The sequence below is a fragment of the Nocardia sp. NPDC003183 genome (genome assembly GCF_053590715.1).
Window position 1 is genome coordinate 345,141 of the sequence record NZ_JBSFTG010000004.1, and the last position, 23,610, is coordinate 368,750.

The 23,610-nt window shown below is 67.6% G+C and carries 23 protein-coding genes and 1 tRNA gene; 8 read left to right on the forward strand and 16 right to left on the reverse strand.

Annotation, left to right across the window (positions count from 1 at the left end; translation table 11 throughout):
• Window positions 1-15: 15 nt before the first annotated feature.
• Window positions 16-1,599, reverse strand: coding sequence for a serine hydrolase (locus tag ACWDXS_RS17505; RefSeq protein WP_449966757.1), 1,584 nt, complete (start codon window positions 1,597-1,599; stop codon window positions 16-18).
• A gap of 607 nt (window positions 1,600-2,206) precedes the next feature.
• Here ACWDXS_RS17505 and ACWDXS_RS17510 point away from each other — a divergent pair.
• The gene (locus tag ACWDXS_RS17510) at window positions 2,207-3,208 is read left to right on the forward strand and encodes an ATP-binding cassette domain-containing protein (RefSeq protein ID WP_378989383.1); all 1,002 of its coding nucleotides are present in this window, start codon (window positions 2,207-2,209) and stop codon (window positions 3,206-3,208) included.
• Window positions 3,209-3,264: 56 nt separating this feature from the next.
• Window positions 3,265-4,059 (forward strand): ABC transporter permease, encoded by a 795-nt coding sequence (locus ACWDXS_RS17515; protein WP_449967021.1) that lies wholly within the window; start codon window positions 3,265-3,267, stop codon window positions 4,057-4,059.
• 13 nt (window positions 4,060-4,072) lie between these two features.
• Here the strand turns inward: ACWDXS_RS17515 and ACWDXS_RS17520 are convergent, their stop codons facing one another.
• Entirely contained in the window at window positions 4,073-4,222 is a 150-nt protein-coding gene (locus ACWDXS_RS17520; protein ID WP_170112099.1) for a hypothetical protein, read from the reverse strand.
• A gap of 52 nt (window positions 4,223-4,274) precedes the next feature.
• On the opposite strand from ACWDXS_RS17520, the gene ACWDXS_RS17525 reads away from it, so the two are divergent.
• Window positions 4,275-4,808 (forward strand): peptidylprolyl isomerase, encoded by a 534-nt coding sequence (locus ACWDXS_RS17525; protein ID WP_378634585.1) that lies wholly within the window; start codon window positions 4,275-4,277, stop codon window positions 4,806-4,808.
• A gap of 74 nt (window positions 4,809-4,882) precedes the next feature.
• Here ACWDXS_RS17525 and ACWDXS_RS17530 read toward each other — a convergent pair whose 3' ends face one another.
• Both ACWDXS_RS17530 and crgA read right to left on the reverse strand, forming a co-directional pair.
• Complete coding sequence (locus ACWDXS_RS17530) at window positions 4,883-5,332, reverse strand: PH domain-containing protein (protein WP_378989385.1); 450 nt, start codon at window positions 5,330-5,332, stop codon at window positions 4,883-4,885.
• A gap of 84 nt (window positions 5,333-5,416) precedes the next feature.
• A complete protein-coding gene (gene crgA, locus ACWDXS_RS17535) occupies window positions 5,417-5,680 on the reverse strand; it encodes a cell division protein CrgA (RefSeq protein WP_387446025.1) in 264 nt (87 codons plus the stop codon).
• Window positions 5,681-5,743: 63 nt separating this feature from the next.
• On the opposite strand from crgA, the gene ACWDXS_RS17540 reads away from it, so the two are divergent.
• From ACWDXS_RS17540 to ACWDXS_RS17550, 3 genes are all read left to right on the forward strand, one after another.
• Window positions 5,744-6,406 carry an aminodeoxychorismate/anthranilate synthase component II gene (locus ACWDXS_RS17540; protein ID WP_387446024.1) on the forward strand — a complete coding sequence of 221 codons (663 nt, stop codon included), beginning with the start codon at window positions 5,744-5,746 and terminating at the stop codon, window positions 6,404-6,406.
• Window positions 6,407-6,414: 8 nt separating this feature from the next.
• Window positions 6,415-7,089, forward strand: coding sequence for a RibD family protein (locus tag ACWDXS_RS17545; RefSeq protein ID WP_387446023.1), 675 nt, complete (start codon window positions 6,415-6,417; stop codon window positions 7,087-7,089).
• A gap of 144 nt (window positions 7,090-7,233) precedes the next feature.
• Window positions 7,234-7,692, forward strand: a complete 459-nt coding sequence (locus ACWDXS_RS17550) for a deaminase (protein WP_379316821.1) — start codon at window positions 7,234-7,236, stop codon at window positions 7,690-7,692.
• Between the two features lies 1 nt (window position 7,693).
• Here ACWDXS_RS17550 and ACWDXS_RS17555 read toward each other — a convergent pair whose 3' ends face one another.
• The 8 genes from ACWDXS_RS17555 to ACWDXS_RS17590 all read right to left on the reverse strand — a co-directional run bounded on the left by ACWDXS_RS17555 (window position 7,694) and on the right by ACWDXS_RS17590 (window position 18,149).
• On the reverse strand, window positions 7,694-8,113 hold the full coding sequence (locus ACWDXS_RS17555; RefSeq protein WP_378634571.1) for a CBS domain-containing protein: 420 nt from the start codon (window positions 8,111-8,113) through the stop codon (window positions 7,694-7,696).
• 100 nt (window positions 8,114-8,213) lie between these two features.
• Window positions 8,214-10,109, reverse strand: coding sequence for a Stk1 family PASTA domain-containing Ser/Thr kinase (gene pknB / locus ACWDXS_RS17560; RefSeq protein WP_378989389.1), 1,896 nt, complete (start codon window positions 10,107-10,109; stop codon window positions 8,214-8,216).
• Window positions 10,106-11,635: a protein kinase domain-containing protein gene (locus ACWDXS_RS17565; RefSeq protein ID WP_378989390.1), complete on the reverse strand. Its 1,530-nt coding sequence runs from the start codon at window positions 11,633-11,635 to the stop codon at window positions 10,106-10,108. The genes pknB and ACWDXS_RS17565 overlap by 4 nt, the downstream gene beginning before the upstream one ends.
• A 37-nt stretch (window positions 11,636-11,672) precedes the next feature.
• A complete protein-coding gene (locus ACWDXS_RS17570; RefSeq protein WP_378989391.1) occupies window positions 11,673-13,145 on the reverse strand; it encodes a peptidoglycan D,D-transpeptidase FtsI family protein in 1,473 nt (490 codons plus the stop codon).
• Entirely contained in the window at window positions 13,142-14,614 is a 1,473-nt protein-coding gene (locus ACWDXS_RS17575) for an FtsW/RodA/SpoVE family cell cycle protein (RefSeq protein ID WP_378634561.1), read from the reverse strand. Before ACWDXS_RS17575 ends, ACWDXS_RS17570 begins: the two co-directional genes overlap by 4 nt.
• The gene (locus tag ACWDXS_RS17580; RefSeq protein WP_449966771.1) at window positions 14,614-16,062 is read right to left on the reverse strand and encodes a PP2C family protein-serine/threonine phosphatase; all 1,449 of its coding nucleotides are present in this window, start codon (window positions 16,060-16,062) and stop codon (window positions 14,614-14,616) included. Before ACWDXS_RS17580 ends, ACWDXS_RS17575 begins: the two co-directional genes overlap by 1 nt.
• Window positions 16,059-16,535, reverse strand: a complete 477-nt coding sequence (locus ACWDXS_RS17585) for an FHA domain-containing protein FhaB/FipA (protein ID WP_062992366.1) — start codon at window positions 16,533-16,535, stop codon at window positions 16,059-16,061. Before ACWDXS_RS17585 ends, ACWDXS_RS17580 begins: the two co-directional genes overlap by 4 nt.
• Window positions 16,536-16,703: 168 nt before the next feature.
• Entirely contained in the window at window positions 16,704-18,149 is a 1,446-nt protein-coding gene (locus ACWDXS_RS17590) for a DUF3662 and FHA domain-containing protein (protein WP_449966776.1), read from the reverse strand.
• A gap of 219 nt (window positions 18,150-18,368) precedes the next feature.
• Between ACWDXS_RS17590 and ACWDXS_RS17595 the strand changes: the two genes are divergently transcribed.
• Window positions 18,369-18,451: transfer RNA gene (locus tag ACWDXS_RS17595), tRNA-Leu, on the forward strand.
• 51 nt (window positions 18,452-18,502) lie between these two features.
• Here ACWDXS_RS17595 and ACWDXS_RS17600 read toward each other — a convergent pair.
• From ACWDXS_RS17600 to ACWDXS_RS17615, 4 genes are all read right to left on the reverse strand, one after another.
• Window positions 18,503-19,039: a TetR/AcrR family transcriptional regulator gene (locus ACWDXS_RS17600; RefSeq protein ID WP_379313260.1), complete on the reverse strand. Its 537-nt coding sequence runs from the start codon at window positions 19,037-19,039 to the stop codon at window positions 18,503-18,505.
• Window positions 19,036-19,875 (reverse strand): alpha/beta hydrolase, encoded by an 840-nt coding sequence (locus tag ACWDXS_RS17605; protein ID WP_449966780.1) that lies wholly within the window; start codon window positions 19,873-19,875, stop codon window positions 19,036-19,038. The genes ACWDXS_RS17600 and ACWDXS_RS17605 overlap by 4 nt, the downstream gene beginning before the upstream one ends.
• Before the next feature lie 43 nt (window positions 19,876-19,918).
• Window positions 19,919-20,557 carry a class I SAM-dependent methyltransferase gene (locus ACWDXS_RS17610; protein WP_449966783.1) on the reverse strand — a complete coding sequence of 213 codons (639 nt, stop codon included), beginning with the start codon at window positions 20,555-20,557 and terminating at the stop codon, window positions 19,919-19,921.
• Between the two features lie 1,117 nt (window positions 20,558-21,674).
• Window positions 21,675-22,709 carry a stage II sporulation protein M gene (locus ACWDXS_RS17615; RefSeq protein ID WP_379312233.1) on the reverse strand — a complete coding sequence of 345 codons (1,035 nt, stop codon included), beginning with the start codon at window positions 22,707-22,709 and terminating at the stop codon, window positions 21,675-21,677.
• Between the two features lie 18 nt (window positions 22,710-22,727).
• On the opposite strand from ACWDXS_RS17615, the gene ACWDXS_RS17620 reads away from it, so the two are divergent.
• On the forward strand, window positions 22,728-23,474 hold the full coding sequence (locus ACWDXS_RS17620) for an RDD family protein (protein ID WP_449966786.1): 747 nt from the start codon (window positions 22,728-22,730) through the stop codon (window positions 23,472-23,474).
• Window positions 23,475-23,610: the final 136 nt, after the last annotated feature.

Sequence of the window (23,610 nt, forward strand, 5' to 3'; positions counted from 1 at the left end):
CGTTCTGGTGCTGCGTCATTTTGTTCTGGTGAACGTGCCGAGACCGCTCTCGTCGAAGTAGTCGATGGTCAGAGTGCCGTCGGCGAACCGTGCCGAGGTGACGCTGCCGGGCGGGGCGTTCTCGCCGCTCAGGTCGAAGGCGAAGGTGTCGCCGTCCCAGTGCCGGAGTTGATAGGTCCGCTGCTCGGGGCCGATGGTCAGGCGCAAGCCGTTATCGGTCGCGACGATCGTGGCGGGTCCCCAATAGGCGCTGTCGTAGCTGCCCTCGTAGGTCGGTAGCGGCTGTGCGGGGGCAGGATTCGCCGGGGCGGGCTGACCGGACAGGGCACCTTCCGGATCGTCGATGGCGGCGAAAGCGTCGCGGTACAGGCCGCGCCAGTCCTCGCGCACCTCGCCGAACTGCACCAGATCGGCGAACTCGGCGGTCAACGTCTCCGGGACGCCGAGCGGCGCGGCGTTCGTCAGCGCGACGATGGCCACGTCGGCGGACGGGATCACCAGGAAGTTGGTCGCCGCGCCGAGGCCGAAGGCGCCGGAATGACTGGTGGCGGTGCGCCCGGCCGCGGAGACCGACACATTGAAGCCGTACCCGTAGCTGCCCGCCCGCGCGGTGGGGGAGGCGGGCGGCGCCGAGACGATCTGGGGTGTGACGGCGGGCAGCAGCGCTTCGGGCGGGGCGATGGTTGTCGCGCCCGCCGTGCCGTTACCGAGCAGCATCGTCAGCCAGCGGGCCATATCGTTCACCGAGGAGCTCGCCCCGCCGGCGGGGGACTGGGGGTCGGGGTCGCGCACGTAGCGGGCCACCCAGTCGCCGTCGATGTTCACGTGTCCCACCGCGTGATTCGGCCGGGCGAGGAAGTCGTCGAAGCGAGAGCTGGTGTCGCGCATGCCGAGTGGCGTGTAGAGGGCATCCGACGAGAGTTGGGCCCAATCCTTCCCGGCCGCCGCGGCCACGGCTTCGGCGCCGGCGGTGAGTCCGAAGTTGGTGTAGTGATAGGTGATCCGGAAGGGGTCGAGGGGCTCGAGGCGCAGCTTGTCGAAGATCGCGGCCTGGTCGTAGCCGAGGTCTTCGAGCCGGTCGCCCGCGTGATCGGGCAGGCCGCTGCGGTGCGCGAACAGGTCGCCGACGGTGAGCTGGGCGGTGGTGGCGGGATCGGCCAGCGCGAACGACGGGAGGTGGGCGACCACCGGGGTCGTCCACTCGATCGTGTCCGCGCCGACCTGATTGGCCACGACGGTCGCGGCGAGCGACTTCGACACCGAGGCGAGTTGGAAGACGGTGTCGGCGTCGACCTTGTCGGGTGTGCCCGCCGCGCGAACACCGAAACCCTTGGCGTACACGGTCTTTCCACCATGGACCACGGCGACAGCCATGCCGGGAATGCGGCTGGAGTCCATCAGCGAGCCCACCAGTTCGTCGAGCTGCCCGACGGCTTTGCCGACCGCGTCGGCGGGCAGGGCGACGCCGGCGACTTGATTCGGGGGGAGCTCGGCGGTGGTCGTCGTGGTGGTGTGCGTGTCGTCGGTGGATCCGCTACAACCAACGAGGATCGTCATCGAGAGGACGACCCCGGCGATCGCACCGCGACCAGGCACCATGGGCCGACGATAACCCTGGTTGCCGGGTGATCGCCGGAACGTGGCCGGACTGTGACGCCCGGCGTTGCGGTGCGCTTCGGCTGATCTGCCGAGCTGCGACCTTGCCGGAAAATGGGGAGCGGGCCTCGGCGAAGGGGGGGAGTTAGCCGAGGCCCGCGTAGGGTCGGCCCGGGGGGGAGGGGCCGACCTGAACGATCCTACGCGATACGCGCGGAATTCGTGTACGCGCACCGGGCGAGTTCACGAGATTTTTCGGGTGCCGGTGCGGGTGTCGGCGGTGGTCCGGGGTGCGGCGATCGGCCGGTGCGCGCTCCCGGTACCTGTCAGGTGTCTTACGAACATCGGAATCGGCTGGTACGCAACGTTTTACGGGGAATCAACGGTGAACATGTTCTCGTCTCGCGTGTGGCGACCGTCCAGCGAACAGGCGCTCTTGTTCGTGTCGGGAGACAGAAAATCAGTCCGATTCGCCGCGTGTCGCGACACGTCGGCATGTCGAACAATTGTGTACATCTGACTTGCGGTCGCGCGGAAATTTGGGATGCGACTTGTCGGTGGGTGGGGCAATACTGGGCACAGCATCGCCAACCACGACTTCAGGAGAATCATGCCCGACGCAATCGTCGCCGAGGGTCTGGTCAAACGGTATGGGCAGCTCGTCGCCCTCGACGGACTCGACCTGTCCGTTCCGGAAGGTACCGTCACCGCGCTTCTCGGCCCCAACGGCGCGGGAAAGACCACGACTGTTCGCGTTCTCACCACGCTGCTGATACCCGACGAGGGCACCGCCACCGTCGCCGGTATCGATGTGCTCGGCAATCCACAGGCCCTGCGCTCGCGCATCGGCGCCTCCGGCCAGTATTCCGCCGTCGACGAATACCTCACCGGTTTCGAGAACCTCGAAATGGTCGGCAGGCTCTACCACCTCGGCACCCAGCGAAGTAAGGAGCGGGCCCGCGAACTGCTCGACCGCTTCCGCCTCAGCGACGCCGCCGACCGGCCGGTGAAGGGTTACTCGGGCGGTATGCGCAGGCGGCTCGACCTGGCAGGCGCCCTCGTGGCCAACCCGCCGGTGCTGTTCCTCGACGAACCGACCACGGGTCTGGACCCGCGTGCCCGGCTCGACCTGTGGGACGTCATCGAGGAGCTGGTCGCCGGCGGCACCACCCTGCTGCTCACCACCCAGTACATGGACGAGGCCGACCGCCTCGCCGATTCGATCGCGGTGATCGACCACGGCAAGGTGATCGCCCGCGGCACCGCCGACGAACTCAAGGCCCTCGTCGGCGGCGACCGGATCGAACTCACCGTCGGCGCCGCCGACCAGCTCGCCGTCGCCCAGCAGGTGCTCAGCGGGCTCGCCGACGGCGAGATCCATCTCGAACCCGGCCTGCGCAAGCTCATCGTGCCGGTCGCCGACGGGTCACAGGACCTGGTCACCGCCATCGGCAGGCTCACCGAGCACAAGGTGGACATCAACGATGTCGCCCTGCGCAGACCCTCGCTCGACGACGTCTTCCTGACGCTCACCGGGCACGAGGCCGAAGAACTCGTCAACGGCGATCGCGAGTCGGAGACCGTGGGCGCCGCGGAAGGAAAGAACCGATGACCGTCGCACTCGACAAGGCCGAGCTGCACCCTCCCAGCCTCGGCGAACGACTGTCGATGGTGGTGAGCGACAGCATCACCATCGCCAAACGCAACGTCATCAAGATCAAGCGCGTACCCGACGTGCTGATCTTCACGACGCTGTCGCCCATCATGTTCGTGCTGCTGTTCGCCTACGTCTTCGGCTCGGCGATCTCGATCCCCGGGCTCGAAGGTGGCTATCGGGAGTTCTTGATCGCCGGCATCTTCGCCCAGACCGTGGTGTTCGGCGCCACCTTCACCGGTGCGGGCCTGGCCGAAGACATGCAGAAGGGCATCATCGACCGGTTCCGGTCGCTGCCGATGGCGCCGTCGGCCGTGCTGGTCGGGCGCACGATCAGCGATGTGGTGATCAACGTGGTCAGCCTGGTAGTGATGTCGCTGACCGGTCTGGTCGTGGGCTGGCGGATCCGCGGATCGTTCCTCGACGCGGTGCTCGCGTACGCGCTGATGCTGCTGTTCGCCTACGCGCTGTCGTGGATGATGGCCGTGGTCGGCCTGATCGTGCGCGCGCCGGAGGTGTTCAACAACGCCAGCTTCATGGTGATCTTCCCGCTGACGTTCCTGTCGAACGCGTTCGTTCCGCTCGACAACATGCCTGCTCCGCTGCGGGTCTTCGCCGAATGGAACCCGGTCTCGGCGCTCACCCAGGCGGTGCGTGACCTGTTCGGCAACGTCAACCCGATGGCGCCGCCCTCGGACGCGTGGCCGATGCAGCATCCAGTGACTACCACGCTGATGTGGATCGTGGTGATCCTGATCGTCTTCGTGCCGCTGGCTCAGATCCAGTACAAGAAGTCGGTCAGTCGCTGAACAACAGCCGGAACTAGTGCGCCGAGCCGTTGCGGGAATACCCCAGACGCGGCGGCTCGGCGGCGGGTTCCGGCAGTTGTGGACGCTTGGCGCGGGCCAGGTAGGCCAGGGCGCCCGCCCCGGCGAGCGCGATCGACGCGAGCAGCGGATTACGAAGCTTCATTCGACCACTGTGGCACAAACAGATTCGACGTGTCGCGTGGCACCATAACTGCGTGACCTCACCCAATCAGACGGCCGTGGCAACTCTGCACACCAACCACGGCGATATCAGGATCGCGCTTTTCGGTAACCACGCCCCGAAGACGGTGCGCAACTTCGTCGGTCTCGCCGACGGCACCGCGCCGTACTCCACCGTCAATGCCGGTGGGACGGAAAGTGGCCCGTTCTACGACGGCGCCGTCTTTCACCGGATCATTCCGGGGTTCATGATCCAGGGCGGCGATCCGACAGGCACCGGCCGTGGTGGGCCGGGCTTCGAGTTCGCCGACGAGTTCCACCCGGATCTGCGCTTCGACCGGGGCTATCTGCTCGCGATGGCGAATGCGGGCGCCGGCACCGAGACCAACGGTTCGCAGTTCTTCATCACCGTCGGCGCGCAGCCGCACCTCAACCGCAAGCATTCGATCTTCGGGGAGGTGGTCGACCCCGATTCGCGCAAGGTCGTCGACGCTATCGCCTCGGTGAAGACCGATCGCAATGATCGCCCCGACGAGCCGGTCATCATCTCGGCCGTCACGATCGACTGATCAAGGCCACACACAGAACTCCCCGCCGCGGACCGTCGCGGCGGGGAGTTCTCTTTGCTTCACGTGAAACAACGTCAGTCCGAAGTCACCGAGGCGAAGCCGTTGACGACCAGAGCGTCGTACACGTCGTGGGGATTGGTACCGAGGTCCCAGCGGCCGAAGATCAGCAATCGCTCGGTGTCCTCGTGGCGCACGTCGACCTCGAGCATCGCGGATTTGCGGCCGATGCGGCGGTAAGAGACCATCCGGATCCGGTCGATCCGGTCGAGTGGGTAGTCCTTCGGGCCGGTGAGCGTGCCGACCACCAGCCGCGGCGCGGGGCCGGGAACCATGGTGAGCCGAGGGCGCTGCCGGATGCCGAGTGCGGACATCGCCAGCACGGCGACGGCGGCGATGCCGATGAGCAGCCTGCTCGGGCCGTCCTGGGCGAGGACTGCCAGCACGGCCAGCAGGATTCCGCCACCGCTGATGGCGAGCAGACCTGCGACAGGGGTGGACCACGAGACGGGTTGTGCATCGTTCACGCGGTTGTTCGCCCCTCTATCCTCGAGTTGTGCACAGGGTTATCCACAGGTGTGCATGAATAACACCGGTGTAATCCGCTGCGATCAGCGCCATCGCATGGTCATGACCAGGCCGATGACCATCAGGCCGAACCCGATCAGGAAGTTCCAGGCGCCCAGATCGAGCATGAAGCTGATGTGGTCCTGCGCCAGGTAGTAGACGATCAGCCACACCAAGCCGGCGAGCATGAAGCCCAGCATGATCGCGACGTACCAGACCGGCGACGGCCCCGCTTTCACCTTCACCGGCGTGCGGCTGGCGGGGCTCGGGGTGTAGTCGGCCTTCTTGCGGACCTTGGACTTGGGCATGACGTCCTCGAATTCGGAGTACAGGTAACTCCTAGGCTATCGCAACTCCCGTACCCTCGACGCATGCGTGTATTGGTCGTCGACAACTACGACAGCTTCGTGTTCAACCTGGTGCAGTACCTCGGCCAGCTTGGTGCCGACGTCGTGGTCTGGCGCAATGATGACCCCCGCCTCGACGATCTGGACACCCTGCTCACCGTCGGGGACGAGGGTGGAGCGTTCGACGGCGTGCTGGTGAGCCCCGGCCCAGGCAGTCCCGACCGGGCGGGCGCGAGCATCCCGCTCGTGCACGCGGCGGCCCGGCACAACAAGCCGCTGCTCGGCGTGTGCCTCGGGCACCAGGCGATCGGCGAGGCGTTCGGCGGCACCGTCGACCGGGCGCCCGAATTGCTGCACGGCAAGACCAGTGATGTTTTCCATCTCGGGTCCGGCGTGTTGGCCGGCCTGCCCGACCCCTTCACCGCCACCCGATACCACTCGCTGACGGTTCTCCCGGAAACCATTCCCGAGGAGCTGGTGGTGGTCGGCCACACCGAGAGCGGCATCGTGATGGCGATGCGTCACCGCACGCTGCCCATCCACGGCGTGCAGTTCCACCCCGAGTCCGTGCTCACCCAGGGCGGCCACCGGATGCTCGCCAACTGGCTCGAGGTCTGCGGCGAACGTCCGTCCGAGGCACTCGTCGCCGCGCTCGAGGCGGAGGTCGCCGCGCTGGTCACGCAGTGAGGCCGTGGGTGCGGTTGTCGGTGGCGGCGAGTCTGGACGGCTATATCGACGACGCGAGCGCACAGCGCCTGCTGCTGTCGAACAGTGCCGACTTCGATCGGGTCGACCAGATCCGTGCCGAATCCGACGCGATCCTGATCGGTGCGCACACGCTGCGCACCGACAACCCCCGCCTGCTGGTGAACAGCGCCGAGCGCCGGGCCGCTCGGGTGGCAGCGGGCGAACCGGAGTTCCCGGTGAAGGTGACCGTCACCGATTCCGGTGATCTCGATCCGGGGCTGCGCTTCTGGCACACCGGCGGCGACAAACTCGTCTACACCTCCGATGCGGGTGCCGGGAGGCTGGGCGACCGGCTCGACGGACTCGCCGAGGTGGTGAGCCTCGGCGAGCGTCTCGCGCTCCCGGCCCTCGTCGCCGACCTCGGCGCGCGAGGTATCCACAGGCTGATGGTCGAAGGGGGTACCGGCATGCACACCGGCTTCCTCGCGGCCGATCTGGTCGACGAGATCCGGCTGGCGATCGCGCCGATCCTGGTCGGCGATCCGGCGGCGCCGCGCTTCGTCGGACCGGCGCAGTTCCCCGGCGGGGCCGGTCGCAGGTTGCACCTGGCGGGTGTGGAACAACTTGGGGATGTCGCTGTGCTGAACTACCTGGTCAGCCCCGATCCACAGCCCCGCAACTAACTGATACCGCGAACAGAATCACTGCATTGACCTGGGAAAATTCAGCTGTCCACAGTTCACGGACAACTTTGCTCCACACCTGAACATGACCGATTCCACATCACGCGAGAGTTGTGGATAACTCGCCGACCACAGGGAAATGACATGAGCCACGACGACACCGACCACCGGTTCATGCACAGGGCGATAGCGCTCGCCAGGAACTGTCCGCCCAGCGAGACGGCCTATTCGGTCGGCGCCGTAATCGTCGCCGACGGGGTGGAGATCGCGACCGGCTTCTCTCGCGAAACCGACGAGAAGGTGCACGCCGAGGAGTCCGCGCTCAACAAGCTCGACCCCGACGACCCCCGCCTGACCAGGGCCACGATCTACAGCACCCTCGAACCGTGCTCCACCCGCGCCACCGCCACCCGGCTGCCGTGCACCGATCGCATCCTGGCCGCCGGCATCCCCACGGTGGTGATCGCCTGGCGCGAGCCGAGCCTGTTCGTCGCCGCCTGCGAGGGTGTGGACAAACTCCGCACCCATGGCGTGCGCGTGGTGGAGCTCACCGACCTGGCCGCGGAAGCCAAGTCGATGAACACCCACCTCGACCTCAGTTAGCTCAGGGCCGCCCGTAGATGGCGGTCACGAATTCGCCGAGCTGATTGTCATCGAGGTGCCGAGCCAGATCGGCCTCGCTGATCATCCCGACCAGGCGCTTGTTCTCGATCACCGGCATCCGCTTCACGCGGTGCGATTCCATCTGGTCGAGCACGTCTTCCACATCGGCGTCCGCGCTGACCCACCGCGGCGTCGACTCGCAGAGTTCCGCCGCTGTCGTCAGATCAGGTGACAGACCGAGCGCGACGCACTTCACCACGATGTCGCGGTCGGTGATGATGCCGCACATGCGCTCGTCGTCATCGGCGACGACGATCGATCCGACCCCGAGATCGGCCATCGCCGTCGCCGCGGTCGTCACGGTGTCACCACGGGTGATCCACTGCGCACCGGGCTTCATGATGTCCCTGGCTGTCGTCATAGGGGGCTACCTCCTCGTCAGCAACGCTGGATGGGATGAAAGCAGCCTCATTCTGCGCCCGCGCGGACGCGGCGGGCGTGTTCGCCATCCAATCGAGACCTCATCGCGGAATCGGCGACGCTCCCACGTGCAGCACCACATTGCCGTTGATCGTCACTGCCGAACCGGCCGCCGGATTCTGCCCGACGACCTTGCCCGAGGCATTGCCGTCGAGCGTGATCACCGTGGTCTGGCTGAGCTGACCGGTCCACCCGAGCCCGCGCAACGTCTCCTGCGCCTGCACCGGCGTGAGCCCGGTCAGATCGGGGACGGTGATCCGGTCACCGGCGGAGACCTGAACCGTGATGGTCGAGCCCTTCTCCGCGTTGCTGCCGCCGGCCGGGTTGGTGGCGAGCACCTGGCCCTTGGGCAGCGAGGACTTCACTTCCTGGATCTCGACCTTGAAACCGGCGGAGGCGACCAGATTCGGCTGAGCGATGGAGATGTCCTGGCCCACCACGGTCGGCACACGCACCTCTTCCGGCCCGCCGCCGATGGTGACGACGATCGGCCGGTCGATGTCCACCCGCACACCCGCGCTCGGGTCCTGGGCGATCACCTTGTCGGTCTCGGCGGTGCTCGACGGTTTGCGCACCACATTCGGATCCAGTTGCAGACCGAGCGAATTCAGCTTCTGCTCGGCATCGGCCTGACTCATCCCGATCAGCCGCGGCAACTGCACCTGCGTGGGCCCGGTCGAGACCTGCAACGTCACCGTGCTGCCTTTGTCGATGCGCGAACCGCCGAGCGGCTGGGTCGCGATCACATTGCCCGGCGCCACCTTGCCGTCCGGCTTCTCCAGCCTGGCCACGTGGAAACCGGCCTGCTGGAGGTCGTCCTGTGCCTGCTGCGCGGGCTTGCCCGACAGATCGGGGACGGCAACTTGATCGGCCCGGCTACCTGGACCGACCAGCACCCAGAACAGGCCGAACGCCACAGCGAGCGCGGCCGCGACACCGAGTGCGATCAGCCCGGTGCGGTTACGTTCCTCGCCGTCGGGCCCGACCACGGGATGCTCGGAGGTGTCGTCGCGGCGGTCGTGGAAACTCCGCGGGCCCGGTTCGTCGTCGTAATCGGTGCGGTCTTCCTCGTTCATCACCATCGGCGCGCTGGGCTTCTGCCCGCCGAGCACCCGGATCAGGTCGGCGCGCATCTCCGCTGCCGTCTGGTAGCGGTTGGCCGGGTTCTTGGCCATCGCCTTGAGGATCACCGAATCGAGCTCACGCGGCACGCCGGGATTGACCGACGACGGTAGCGGCGGATCCTCCTTCACATGCTGGTAGGCGACCGCGACCGGCGAATCACCGGTGAACGGCGGCTGCCCGGTGAGGATCTCGAAGAGCACGCAGCCCACCGAGTACACGTCCGAGCGCGCGTCGACGGTCTCGCCGCGCGCTTGCTCGGGCGAGAGGTACTGGGCGGTGCCGATCACCGCGGCGGTCTGGGTCATCGGGTTGGCGCTGTCGGCGATCGCGCGCGCGATGCCGAAGTCCATCACCTTCACCGCACCGGCGCGGTTGATCATGATGTTGGCCGGCTTCATATCGCGGTGCACGATCCCGGCTTTATGGCTGAAGTCGAGCGCGGCGCACACGTCGGCCACGACTTCCATCGCCTTGCGCGGCGCGAGCGGTCCCTTGCCGCGCACGATGTCGCGCAGGGTGTCGCCCTCGACGTATTCCATGACGATGTAGGGCAGCGGCCCGCCGTCGACGGTGGCTTCGCCGGTGTCGTACACGGCCACGATGGCCGGGTGGTTCAGCGCGGCCGCGTTCTGGGCTTCGCGCTTGAACCGCAGGTAGAACGTGGGATCGCGGGCCAGATCGGCCCGCAGCACCTTGATCGCCACGTCACGCGACAGCCGCACGTCGCGGGCGCGGTGCACCTCCGACATGCCGCCGAACCCGATGATCTCGCCCAGCTCGTACCGCGAGGAGAGGTTCTTCGGGGTCGTCATGGTTGTCCTATGGTCGGGCCTACCGCCGTGTCGCCATCGGGGAACGGCAGGTCGAAGGTGGGCAGCCGGGGACGACCGACGGTGGTGGTGCCCGCGGCCGGCGCCGTGGTGGTCGGCTCCGGTTTGGTCGGCTTCGGTGTGGTCGTCGGCTTGGTCTTGGTCGTGGTGGTCGGGGGCACCGTCGTGGTGGTCGGCGGCTCGGTGGTCGTCGTCGGCGGCTCGGTGGTCGTCGTCGGACGTTGCGTGGTGGTCGGCGGTTCCTCGGTGGTCACCGGCGGCGGCGGGACCGGCCGGGTGGTGGTCACCGGCGGCGGCAGCGGTTTGGTGGTCTGCACGGTGGTGGTCGTGGTCCCCGAATCCCGGTTCGGTTCACCGCCGAACAGCAGCCACAGCACACCACCGCCGAGCAGCAGCGCGCCGACACCGAGCGCGATCAGCCACTTCTGGTTGTTCTTGGCGTTGCTCGCGGGCACCGGCGCGGGCGCGGAAGCCTGGGTGGCCGGACCGCCGTAACCGCCGGTGGGCGGACCGACCGGACCGCCGGGCTGATGGCCGAAGCGCATGGTCGCGCCGTCGTAGTCCGCCGCGGCCGCGGCTGCCGCGGCGGCGGGGAGCACCACGGTCGGGCCGGGCGGAAGTACCCGGGTGGCCCCGGTCATCGACGGACCGGTGGCGCCACCGGGGAGCGGCGGCATGTGCCCGGCACGCACCGCGGCCACGGCATCAGCGAACTCGCCGCCGCTGCGGTAGCGCTGCAGCGGGTCCTTGGCCATGGTGATGGCGATCAGTTCGTGCACGTTCGCGGGCAGGTCGTCGGGCATCGGCGGTGGTGCGTCGCGTACGTGCTTCATCGCGACGGTGATCGCGCCCTCACCGGTGAACGGGCGGACGCCGGCCAGTGCTTCGTAGCCGACGATGCCGAGGGAGTAGACGTCCGACGCCGCGGTGGCGTCCTCGCCGACGGCCTGTTCGGGCGCGATGTACTGGGCGGTGCCCATCACCATGCCGGTCTTGGTCACCGGTGAGGCGTCGACCGCCTTGGCGATGCCGAAGTCGGTGATCTTCACCTGTCCGGTCGGCGTCACCAGGATATTGCCCGGCTTCACGTCACGGTGCACCACTCCGGCCGCGTGGGCGACCTCGAGCGCGCGCCCGGTCTGCTCGAGCATGTCGAGACCCTGGACGACCGAGAGCCTGCCCATCCGGTTGAGCACCGCGTTGAGCGGTTCGCCCTGCACGAGCTCCATCACCAGGTAGGCGGTCTCGCCGCCCGATGGGTCGGTGGTCTCGCCGTAGTCGTAGATGCCCGCGATCCCGGGCGCGTTGAGCTGCGCGGTGGTCCGCGCCTCGACGCGGAACCGCGCACGGAAGGTCGGGTCGGCGGAGAACTCGGTCTTGAGGACCTTGACCGCCACCCGGCGGTCGAGCCGGGTGTCCATCGCCTCCCACACCTGACCCATACCGCCCGTGGCGATGAGCCGCTGCAGGCGGTAGCGGTCGGCGATCATGGCGCCGTTGTTCAGCATCGGGGCCCCCGTGTTGTCACTCGCACACTCATTTCGTTCAGCCCCCTGCCAGGCCCGCGTCCAGTACCGACCTGGCGATCGGCGCGGCTACCGAACCTCCGGTGGCCGCCAGGGCCCGATCGCCGCCGTTCTCGACGATCACCGCGATGGCGATCTTCGGGTTCTGCGCGGGCGCGAAGGCCATATACCAGGCGTGTGGCGGGGTGTTACGGGGATTACTGCCGTGTTCGGCGGTTCCGGTCTTGGACGCGATCTGGTACGGCGACCGTCCGCCGCCCGCGGTATTGGCTTCCGAGGCGACCATCAGATCCGTCAGGGTCGACGCTACCTGGGGGCTCACCGCCTGCCCGACGCTGACCGGCTTGGTCTTGCTGAGCTCCGACAGATCGGGCGCTTGGGTCTGATCGACCAGATACGGCTGCATCCTGGTGCCGCCGTTGGCGATGGTCGCGGCGATCACCGCGACATTGAGCGGCGTCACCGACACATCGCGCTGGCCGATGCTCGACTGGCCGAGCGCGGCGTTGTCCGGGATCGGGCCGACGGTCGATTCGGCGACCGGGATCGGCACACCGGGCGGATCCTCGACTCCGATGCCGAACGCGGCGGCCTCGTCCTTGAGCTTCGCCGCGCCGACCTTCACGCCGAGTTCGACGAACGCGGTGTTGCACGAACGCCGGAACGCGTCGTAGAGGCTGGCCGTCGGCTGGTCGCCGCAGGTGCTGCCGTTGTAGTTCTCCAGCGTGGTGCTGGTTCCGGGCAGGGTGATGTTGGGCGCGGCGGTGAACTGGTCGTTCGGACCGGCGACGCCGTTGGACAGTGCGGCCGCGGTGACGACGGTCTTGAACGTCGACCCCGGCGGATAGGTCTGCGAGACGGCGCGATTGAGCATCGGCTGACTCGGATCGGTGCTCAGTCGTTCCCAGGCGGCGCGACCCGCCGCGCCGTCGTGGCCCGACAGCTCGTTGGGGTCGTAGCTGGGCGTGGAGACCATGGTCAAGATCTTGCCGGTGCTCGGCTCGATCGCCACGACGGCGCCGGTGTAGCCCTTCGACGTCATCTGTTCGTAGGCGACCTGCTGCATCATCGGATTCAGCGTGGTGAGCACATTCGCGCCGCGCGGATCGCGTCCGGAGAACATGTCGATGAGCCGGCGGCCGAACAGACTCGAGTCGTTGCCGGAGAGCAGCGGATCCGCGGCCAGCTCGAGCCCGGTCTTGCCGTACTGCATCGAGTAGAAACCGGTGACCGGCGCGTACGCCGAGGGGTCGGAGGGGTATTCGCGCAGGTACTTGTACCGGTCGTCGGTCGCGACGGAGCCGGCGAGCACCGTGCCGCCCGCGGAGATCTGACCGCGCTGGCGTGAGTACTCGTCGAGCAGCACCCGCGAGTTGCGCGGATCGCTGCGCAGGTCGTCGGCCTTGACCACCTGCAGGTAGGTCGCGTTCACGAGCAACGCCACCACCATCACCATCACGGCGACGGCGACGCGACGCAGAGGTGTGTTCATTCGCTCACCCTGCTTTCCGGCCTGCGGACCAGTTCGGTGGCCGCGTCCGCGATCGGGGCGGGCGCGCGCTTACGGGCCGGTGCCGGTGCGCGGGCCGCATCGGAGATCTTGATCAACAGCCCGAGCAGCGCGTAGTTCGCCAGCAGCGACGAACCACCATAGGAGATGAACGGCGTGGTCAGACCAGTGAGTGGAATCAGTTTGGTGACACCGCCGACGACCACGAAGATCTGGATCGCGATGGTGAACGACAGGCCCGCCGCGAGCAACTTGCCGAAGCTGTCCCGCACGGCCAGCGCGGTGCGCAACCCGCGGACGATGAAGATCAGGAACAGCATCAGCACCGCGGTGAGCCCGATCAGGCCGAGTTCCTCGCCGATGGTGGTGACGATGAAGTCGGTCTTGGCGAAGGGCACCTGCTGGGGCCGTCCGCTGCCGAGGCCGGTGCCTGCGAGTCCGCCGGTGGCGAAGCCGAACATCGACTGCGAGATCTGGTACCCGGTGTTGTGGTAGTCGTCGAACGGGTGCAGCCAGGTGTCCACGCGCACGCGTACGTGCCCGAACAGTTCGTAGGCGAACACGAATCCGAGCGCGAGCAGGCCGCCGCCGATGATCAGCCAGCCCACCCGTTCGGTGGCGATGTAGATCATCACCAGCACCGTGCCGAAGATGAGCAGCGAAGTGCCGAGGTCTTTTTCGAGCACGAGTACGCCGATGCAGACGATCCACACGATCAGGATCGGGCCCATATCGCGCGGTCGCGGCCATTCCATGCCGAGGAAGTGCTTGCCCGCCGCGGTGAACAGGTCACGCTTGGCCACCAGCACGCCCGCGAAGAAGATGATCAGCAGGATCTTCGCGAATTCGCCCGGCTGCATGCTGAATCCGGGCAGCCGGATCCAGATCTTGGCGCCGTTGACTTCGGAGAACCGGCTCGGCAACAGTGCCGGAATCGCCAGCGCGACCAGCCCTACCAGGCCTAGTGTGTAGGTGTAGCGCGCCAGCGTGCGGTAGTCCCGCAAGACGATGAGCAGGCTGATGAACACCACGATGCCGAGGCCGGTCCACATGATCTGCTGGTTGGCGTCGGGGGAGGGGACCGATGTCGCGTCGTACGCCGCCTTCTGCGCCTCGGCGAGATCGAGCCGGTGGATCAGCACCAGTCCCAATCCGTTGAGCAGCGCCACAATCGGTAGTAGGAGCGGGTCCGCGAACGGCGCGAACCGGCGCACCGCGAGATGCGCGATCCCGAACAGCGCGAGGAAAGCCACCCCGTACTTGGCGATGTCGGTGGTGATCGACTGTTCCTGGCTCGCCTCGACGATGAACAACGACACCGTGGTGATGCCCGCCGCGCCCGCCAGCAGCAGCAACTCCTGGTTGCGTCGCGTCGACGGCGGCGGCGCCGGCGCGAATCCACCAGGGGGACTGGGGAACGCCCCAGCCGACGGCGGTGGCGGTGCGGACATCAGTCCGTCACCCGGCAGTTCTCCCCTGAGATCTGCGGGGTTGTCGGGGGGACGGTGGTGGTCGGGGCAGGCGTGGTCGTGGTCGGTGTCGCGGGCTGGTCGGGGCCGGGAGTCGGTGCGCCGCCGGGGATCACCGGGGTCTGCTCGGGCGGCAGCACGCCGGGCTGCGGTACCGATTCCTTCTTCGGGCACGGCGGCAGGAGCTCGTTCTGCGCCAGCACCTTCATGCTGCCGCGCGCCTTGTCCAGCGAATCCGGCGGCAGGCCCTTCTGCACTTGGTCGCGCCCGGTCTGCTTCAGGTCACTGACCAGCAGCGGCTTGCACCCACTCGGCGCGGACTTGCCGACCTCGACGAGCGTGAGCTCGCTCTTGCTGTTCACACAGCCCGTCAGCTCCACATCGTGGATCGAGTAGCCGAGGATCGAACCGGGCAGGCCGCGCATCACGACCACCTTGTCGTTGTCGGCGCCCACGTAGTAGTTGCTGCGAATCATCTTGTAGCCCACCACGAGTCCGACGGCGACCGCGGCGATCAACGCCAGCGACAGCAGCAGCCAGCGCAGCTTGTGCGACTTCGTCTCCGGCGGCGGTGGTGCGGCGGCTGCCCGGCGCGGTTGCGCCCGCGGCGGACGCATCGCGGCGGCACGCCCTGCCGCGGTGTTCGGCGGCGGGGAGTCTTCCTCCTCCTCGGTGGAGGCGGCGCCCGCGAGAATCGGGTGGCTCTGGCCGTAGTCGAGGTCGATCACATCGGCGACGACAACGGTCACATTGTCAGGCCCACCACTGCGCAGCGCCAATTCGATGAGCCGGTCGGCGCACTCGTCGGTGTTGCCCTCACGCATGGTGTTGCCGATGGTCTCGTCACTCACCACGTCCGAAAGCCCATCGGAGCACAGCAGATAACGATCACCGGCGCGGGCTTCGCGCATGATCAGCGTCGGCTCGATCTCGTTGCCGGTGAGGGCACGCATGATCAGCGAACGCTGGGGATGGGTGTGCGCCTGTTCGGCGGTGATCCGGCCCTCGTCGACGAGCGACTGCACGAACGTGTCGTCGCGGGTGATCTGGGCGAGTTCGCTGTCGCGCAGCAGGTAGGCACGCGAGTCGCCGATGTGGACCAGGCCGAGTTTGCGGCCCGCGAACAGGATGGCGGTGAGCGTGGTGCCCATGCCGTCGAGTTCGGGTTCGGCCTCGACGTGGTCGGCGATGGCGGCGTTGCCGGAATGCGTGGCGTGGTCGAGCTTGCCGAGGATGTCGTCGCCGGGCTCGTCGTCGTCGAGATGCGCCAGCGCGGCGATCATCAACTGGGAGGCCACTTCTCCGGCGGCGTGCCCACCCATGCCGTCGGCCAGCGCTAGCAGGCGTGCGCCCGCGTAGACCGAATCTTCGTTGTTGCCCCGGACGAGTCCGCGGTCGCTTCGCGCGGTGTAGCGCAGAACAAGTGTCACGATCGCAGCTCGATCACTGTTTTGCCGACTCGCACAGGAGTGCCGAGCGGAACACGGACGGCGGTGGTGACTTTCGCGCGGTCTAGATATGTGCCGTTGGTGGAACCGAGGTCTTCCACGTACCAGTCGTCACCACGCTGAGACAGTCGCGCGTGCCTGGTCGAGGCGTAGTCGTCGGTGAGTACCAGCGTGGAATCGTCGGCGCGTCCGATGAGGACCGGTTGCGTGCCGAGGGTGATTCGAGTGCCGGCGAGTGAACCATGAGTCACCACTAGATACTTGGCGCCCTTCTGGCTTCGGCTGAAGGAGGGCAGACCGATGGATCCGCGATTTCCGCGGGTTGCCCTCGGCTGTATCCGTATGCCGGATGCCGCGTAGATATCGCTGCGCAAGGTCCGCAGAACGGCCCAGACGAACAACCAGAGCAGCAGCAGGAACCCCGCGCGGGTCAATTGCAGGATCAATCCCTGCACGGCGTTCCACCTCCTGTTCGCCCGGGTACGTCGGTACGGCAGGTGCGGGGCGAACCACCCCCACCAGCGTGCTGGCTTGCGGGCCCCGAGGTCGGGACCGTGCGTGTAATGGCAGCATCATAGAGCCGACAGCGTCGACTCGTGACGTGCACCGCGCAGCTTACGGGATCAGACGATCCGGATCAGGATCTCGGAATGTCCGGCCCGGATGACGTCGCCATCGGCGAGCTGCCAATCCTGCACGGGGGAACCGTTGACGAGCGTTCCGTTGGTGGAACCCAGGTCGGAGAGCATGGCCGTCTGGCCGTCCCAGCGCACCTCGATATGGCGACGCGACACCCCCGTGTCGGGTAGCCGGAAGTGGGCGTCCTGGCCGCGGCCGATGATGTTGGAACCCTCGCGCAGCGCGTAGGTGCGGCCGCTGCCGTCGTCGAGCTGGAGCGTGGCCGAGTAGCTCGACTGGGCGGCGCCGTAGCCCGCGCCCTGCTGCTGGCCGTAGCCCTGCTGGCCGTAACCGGCGGCGGGCTGGGCGTAGCCGCCCTGCTCCTCCTGGCCGTAGGCGGGCTCGGCGTAACCGGGCTGCGCGCCGTATCCCTGCTGGCCGTAGCCCTGCTGCTGGGGTTCGGCGTAGCCCTGCTGGCCGTAGCCGCCCTGCTGGTCGTAGCCCGGGTCGGCGTAGCCCTGCTGGCCGTACCCACCCTGCTGGCCGTAGCCCTGCTGCTGGGGTTCGGCGTAGCCCTGCTGGCCGTAGCCGCCCTGCTGGTCGTAGCCCGGGTCGGCGTAACCGGCCTGGCCGCCCTGCGCGCCGTAGCCGCCCTGCTGGCTGTAGGCCTGCTGGCCGTAGCCGCCCTGCTGGTCGTAGCCGCCCTGCTGGTCGTAGCCGGGCTCGCCGTACGCGGGCGCGGCGCCGTAGCCACCCTGCTGGCCGTAGCCCTGCTGGGCGGGCGCGGCGGGGTCGTAGCCGTTCTGGTATTCGCCGCCCTGCTGGCCGTATGCGTCGCCGTATCCGGGCTGCGCCTCGGGCGCGCCGTAGCCGCCACCGCGGCCGTAATCGTCGGCCGGGTAGGAAGCCCCTGGTGCGCCGGCGGGCGGCGGTGCGTACCCGCGGTTGCGTGGATCGGACTCCGCGGGCTCTCGGCCGGGCTCGTAGCCTGAGTTATGCGTCATGGGGCCAGCTCCTGGTTGCGGGTGTGCGGGTCGTTGTGGCGGTCCGGGGCGAGGTGGGGCCGTCCCACGACCGGCGTCGGGGTCGACGCGGCCGCTCGCTCTGAACATTCCGGTGTGCAGCGTAGGTGATGCCTCGAACGCCACGTGTACTTCGCCGTAGGTCTGCCAGCCCTGCTCGCGGATGTAATCCTGCAGATGTTTGGCGAACGCTTTGGTTGTCAGGTCGTGATCGGCGTCCAGCTTGCCGTGATCGGTCTCGTTGATCGTGATCACGTAACTGTTCGGCGCGAGACGGTGCCCGCCCTCCAGATCCTGGATCTGATCTGCGGCTTCCTGCTGCAGCGCGGCCTCCACTTCCTGGGGAACCACACTGCCGCCGAACACCCTCGCGAACACGTCACCGACAGCGCCCTGCAAGCGACGTTCGAATCTCGACACGATGCCCATCACAGCCCTCCCTTCGGTGCGCGTGTCCGCCCTCCTCGACACGCTGGTTACGGCGTGTCCGGACCCGACCACGTTCCTTGCATGATATCCACGATCCTCTACCTGGGTAACTCCCGGCGGCGTGACCCAGTTCCCGCGCCCTTTCAATCGACATCGCCGCAGGTCAGGGAATCGATTTTATTTTCGGCCGCGGGGCATGTTAGATTTTTCCAGTCGCTCGGGCGAGTGGCGGAATGGCAGACGCGCTGGCTTCAGGTGCCAGTGTCCGTAAGGACGTGGGGGTTCAAGTCCCCCTTCGCCCACAAGACTAAAGGCTCGATCCTTCCGGATCGGGCCTTCGGTCGTTTCCGGGGTCAGTGACGGGCGATGCGAAACAGGGCCGCCCGCAGATCCGGCCGGGGCGACTGTGCGTCCAGCTCGAGTAGGGCGGTTTCGGCTATCGCGGCTACCAACAGGACGGCGACGGGCGCGGCGTCGGACCAGCCCATCGCCGTGAGGTTCGTGGCGAGCAGGCCGGCGGCGGCGGAATTGCGGGCGCTCACCTCGGTGGCCAGACCCGCGTCGGTTCTGGCCTGTACTAATAGGCCCTTCGTCGCGGGGGCGGCCAGACAGCCGTCGAGGTAGGCGGCGATCCCGGCCGCGAGGCGTGCTTCGCCGGGTGGGAGATCGGCGGTCGCCGCGCTGACCTGGTCGTCGAGATCGTCGTGGAAGGCGCGGTGCAGGGCGAGTATGTAGGACTCGCGGCTCGGCCAGTGCTGGTAGAAGCTGCCCTTGGCCATCTTGGCCTCGGCCGCGATCGCGTTGACCGAGAGCTTGCTCAGATTCTCGGTGGCCAGTAGCTGCCTGCCCGCGTTCAGGAGGGCGCGGCGCCCGGGTTCGGCGGATCTCATTGCGGCATTTCAGCACGGGCGGTGAGGAACTCGCGCACAGCGTCGAGGAACAACCGGGGCGCCTGAGCGAACGGTTCGTGCCGCGTGGGCAGTACGGCGACCGGCGCGCCGGGCAGGGCGCGGGTGATGCCGCGCCGGTTCATCAGCCAGGGATTGGTCGGGTCGTCGCGGCCCCAGACGACCTGGACGGGTAGCCCGGGCAGCAGTGGGGCCGCGGCGGGCAGGTCGACGCGCGGGTCGTCCAGGCTCCGCCAGAGGCTGCGATATACGGCGAGCCGGATCGGATCGCCGGATACCTCGCGTGCCCGCTCGAAGAGGGGGCGAACACCCTCGTTGCGCAGCGAGCCCAGGTAGAGCCGCGCGTGCGGGACGACGAACCGACGGGCTACCGAGGGGCGCGCGATCAGCCCGAACATGGCTCTGGTCAACGGATTCAGCGGTGCAAACCCGGCCGACTGCACCAGGACCAGCCCGCGCACCAGGTCCGGTGCGCGCTCGGCCAACCGCACTGCGGCGTATCCGCCGACACTGTTGCCGATCACGGTGAGTGAACCGAAACCGATCTGCGCCAACGATGTCGACACCCGCACGGCGATGTCGCCGAGCGCGTCGACGGTGACAGCGTTCGGGTCGGTGACCGTGGACGCGCCGTAGCCCGGCCAGTCGACCGCGGCGACGGCCCATGTCCTGCCCAGTGCCGGCACGATCTGATCGAAGTCGCGATGGTCACCCGGATTCGCGTGCAGCAGAAGCAGTCCCGGTGCGTCGTCGGGCGAGCATCCGCTCAGGTGTACCGCGATCTCGCCGTACGGCGTGGTGACGGTGAACGGTGTCATGGACCGACGGTAGCCATGACCGACCGGTCGGTCAAGACTTGGGTCAGGCCTTGCGGGCGATCAGCAGGTGGTGGGGGATGGGCGGATTCGGCAAGGTGCGCTGCTCCACCGTCAGTCCCGCGGAACTCAGCGCCGCCACCACATCGGCAACCGGGCGCAACGTGAATCCATAAGGGGTGAAGGGCATTCTGGCCATGGCGTCGGGATCTCCGATGCCGATCACCGCGACGCCGCCTCGGCGCAGGACGCGGGCGAGTTCGGTGCAGGCGGCCGGGAGATCGGCGAGGAAGTAGATGGTGTTGACGGTGATCGCCGCGTGCAGGCTCGCGTCGGGCAGTGGGAGCGCGGTGAGTGTGCCATCGGCGAGGAGGAGGCGGCCCTCCGCGGCCTCCACCGCGAAACGACCACGGGCACGGGCGAGCATGTCGGGGGAGGGCTCGATGCCGTGCACCGTGCCTTCGGCACCGACGCGCGCCAGCAGCAACTCCAGTCCCACCCCGCCGCCGAAGCCGATATCGGCGACCGTCGCTCCGGTGGGCGGCGCCGCGGCATCGACCGCCGCCGCGATGGCCCGCTTGTTCCCGCGATTGAGGACGAACGCCACGCCCTTACCGAGCACACCGTGCGGATTCCCGAGCTGTCCGGCGATTGTCGTGAGCAGGCGATCTTTGACCCCGGTCATTTCGCCATCGTAGGCGGCATTTTCGCGCCGCCGTCGGCCGTCGGCCGAGGGCGGCTTGCTCGGCGCGGTGGTACGCCTCTCTCGGCAACGCGGGTCGGCTGGTCGTCGACGGCGGCCTCCGCACCCGGCGGCGCATCGGGGCCGACGCGACAACCCCCCTCGACGGATTCGACTCTGCCGTTGTCGACCCCTCGACCGGCGCCGTACGCCCCTCGACTCCGCTGCCGGGCACGGTCGCCGGGGACCCGCTACAGCGAGCCGCGCTCATCACCCGGTGCGGCAGGCAACGTCACCGAGGTCGTTCGAATCGGCTGAGCCCCTCTCGCGCGTTGAACCCGACCTCGCGTCTGTTTCGGCAGCCCGATGACCACCGTGGCCTGCCGGTATCGCTGCTGCCCCTGCCGAGGCGCACATGCCCGCTCGCGCCGTCGGATACTCCTGATCCTCGCAGGTGAGGCGAAGGTCACACTGCCTGTGCAAGCTTGTATTCCGGATGTTCTTCTGCCGATTTCTGTCCGTTCGGCGGACCGTTCGCAACCAGTCGTTCGTCCAGTTTGAGGCGATGAATTCGGTGTTTCACTGTGATTGCTGGGCGCGCATCTCGTTTGCAACGTAGTTAACAAACCTGAGGTTTCTTTTAACGTTTCAAGTAGGCGGCAACCGTAATTCCGTTGCCGAAACCCCAGGTGACAGCTATGTCTTGGCCTCAGTGTGATCCGAAGCAACCTTGCCCGACATTCGCGAGCGGGACCCGTCGAGGGTGCGTGATTCGTTATCGAAGGTTTGCTCGGGGTGAATTCTCGGTGCTGCCAACTGCTCGGTGAGGGGCGCGCCAGAAGTTTGCTAGAGGTGTGAAAATCGGTGCGTCCACAGGGCTTTGCAGGTTCACAATTCCTACCCCGGACCTGCGCGTTGGGGGTTGCGTGGGCATAACGATTGTGTACAGTTGACGGTAACGCTGGCCGCAGTTCGAGCCCGACTCACTGCGGCCAGCGGAACTCAAATGGGGGAGTTCGTCACCGTCTCTTAACCTTCTGTAGCTGCCGATTGTCCGGTGCTGTCCCGACGCGGTGTGCTCGGAGTTGTCGGCCTCACAAATGCACGCACAGTTGCGAACTCACGCCCGGTCAACGGCCTTCGCCGGCGTCATCAGCCACCGATCGGCCGGATCCGCCGCCGCGACCGGCACCACCGCCGCGGCATCCTGTTCCTCGGCCACCCGCCGGCCGATCCCGAAGACGTAGTAGAGAAACAGCGCCTCGGCCGCGAACCCCAGTGCGATCCGTACGGGCGCAGGCAGCGGACTCGGCGTCACGAAACCCTCGAGCAGGCCGCATACCAGCAGCACGCACACCAGCCCGAGGGCCACGGTCGCGGTCGCACGCCCCTGCCTGGCCATCGCCGCCGCCCTGCTGCGCCGGCCCGGGTCGACCAGCGTCCACCCGAGCTTCAACCCCACCCCGCCCGCGACGAACAGCGCGGTGAGCTCCAGCGTGCCGTGCGGCAGGATGAAGCCGAAGAACGAATCCAGTCGCCCCGCCTCGGCCATCAATCCACCGGTTATCCCCAGATTCAGCGCATTCATGAACAGTGCGTACACAGCCGGGAGGATCAGGACACCGGTGAACAACGCGATCGCCGATACCAGCGAATTGTGTGTCCACACCTTCGCGGCGAAGGCCTCGTTGGGGTGGGCGGAGTAGTACGACTCGAACGAACCCCCAGGTCCGGTGACATCCGACAGGTCGCCCTCCGGTATCCCCAGCGCATCGCGGGCCGCCGCCGAACGATCCACAAGCACGCCGATCACGCCCGCGACGCCGAGGAAGATCGCAGTTGTCCCCAACCACCACGGCCAAGCTCTGTACACAGCCGCGGGAAAGTGCCGGGTGAAGAACCGGCCGACCTCGCGCCACGGCTGCGACCGCGCCGCCAGCACCCGCCCACGGGCCCGCGCCAGCAGCGCGCTCAGCCGGCCGACGAGCTCCGGATCCGGGTGGTGCCCCTGCAATCTCGCCAGCTGCTGCGACGTGGACCGGTACAACCGGACCAGCTCGTCGGCCTCCGCGCCGGACAGCTTGCGCTGGCGGACCAGCTGATCGAGCCGATACCACGACCGTTGACGTGCCCAGCTGTAGGCATCGGTGTCCATATCGGGAATGCTAGCCACATGGCTGAATTCACCACCGGCGAAGCGGTGGCGCTCGATCTCCCCATCGCGCGCATCCCCAGCCGTGCGGGCGCTTTTCTGCTCGACCTGATGCTCCAGTTGGCCCTCGCCGCGACGCTGGAATATGTCCTGATGCTCGTGCTGTTGGCCACCGATGCCGACTCGGCCTGGTTCTCGGTGACGGCGGTCATCACGCTGGTGGCCGTGCTGATCGCCTATCCGGTGGTCAGCGAAACCGTCTCGCGCGGCCGGTCACTGGGCAAGCTGGCCTTCGGCCTGCGTGTTGTGCGCGCCGACGCCGGGCCGATCGACTTCCGGCACGCGCTCACCCGCGGCCTCGCGGGCGCGATTGTGGATTTCTGGATGCTCGGTGCGTTCGGCGCGGTCGCGGTTGTCACGTCGCTGTGTTCGCGCGAGGGCAGACGAGTGGGTGACGTGCTCGCCGGGACGGTAGTTGTGCACACCCGCCAGACCATGCCGGCACCGTCGCTGGCGGTCGCCCCGCCCTGGTTGACAGGCTGGTCGGCGCAGCTGGATCCGAGCGGGATCTCCGACGAACTGGCCGCGGCAGCACGGCGGTATCTGACCAGGCTGCCCACGCTGACGCCGCCCACACAGCACTATCTGGGCACCCAGCTCGTCGAGGCCATGTGCGCCGCACTGCGCTGCCCGGTGCCCGTCGGCTACCCGCCCTATCACGTGCTCGGCGCGATTCTCGCTCGGCGACAGCAGCTTTCACGGGTGTAGCTCCACAGCCTGTGGATGAATCGCCTGTGCACGAATCAGGTTGCGCGGGAACCCACCTGTGCACAAACCCACCTGTGGATGAATCTGTTGGTGAGTCGGTGGATGAACTGTGAGTACCGGTGGAAACTGCGGTTAT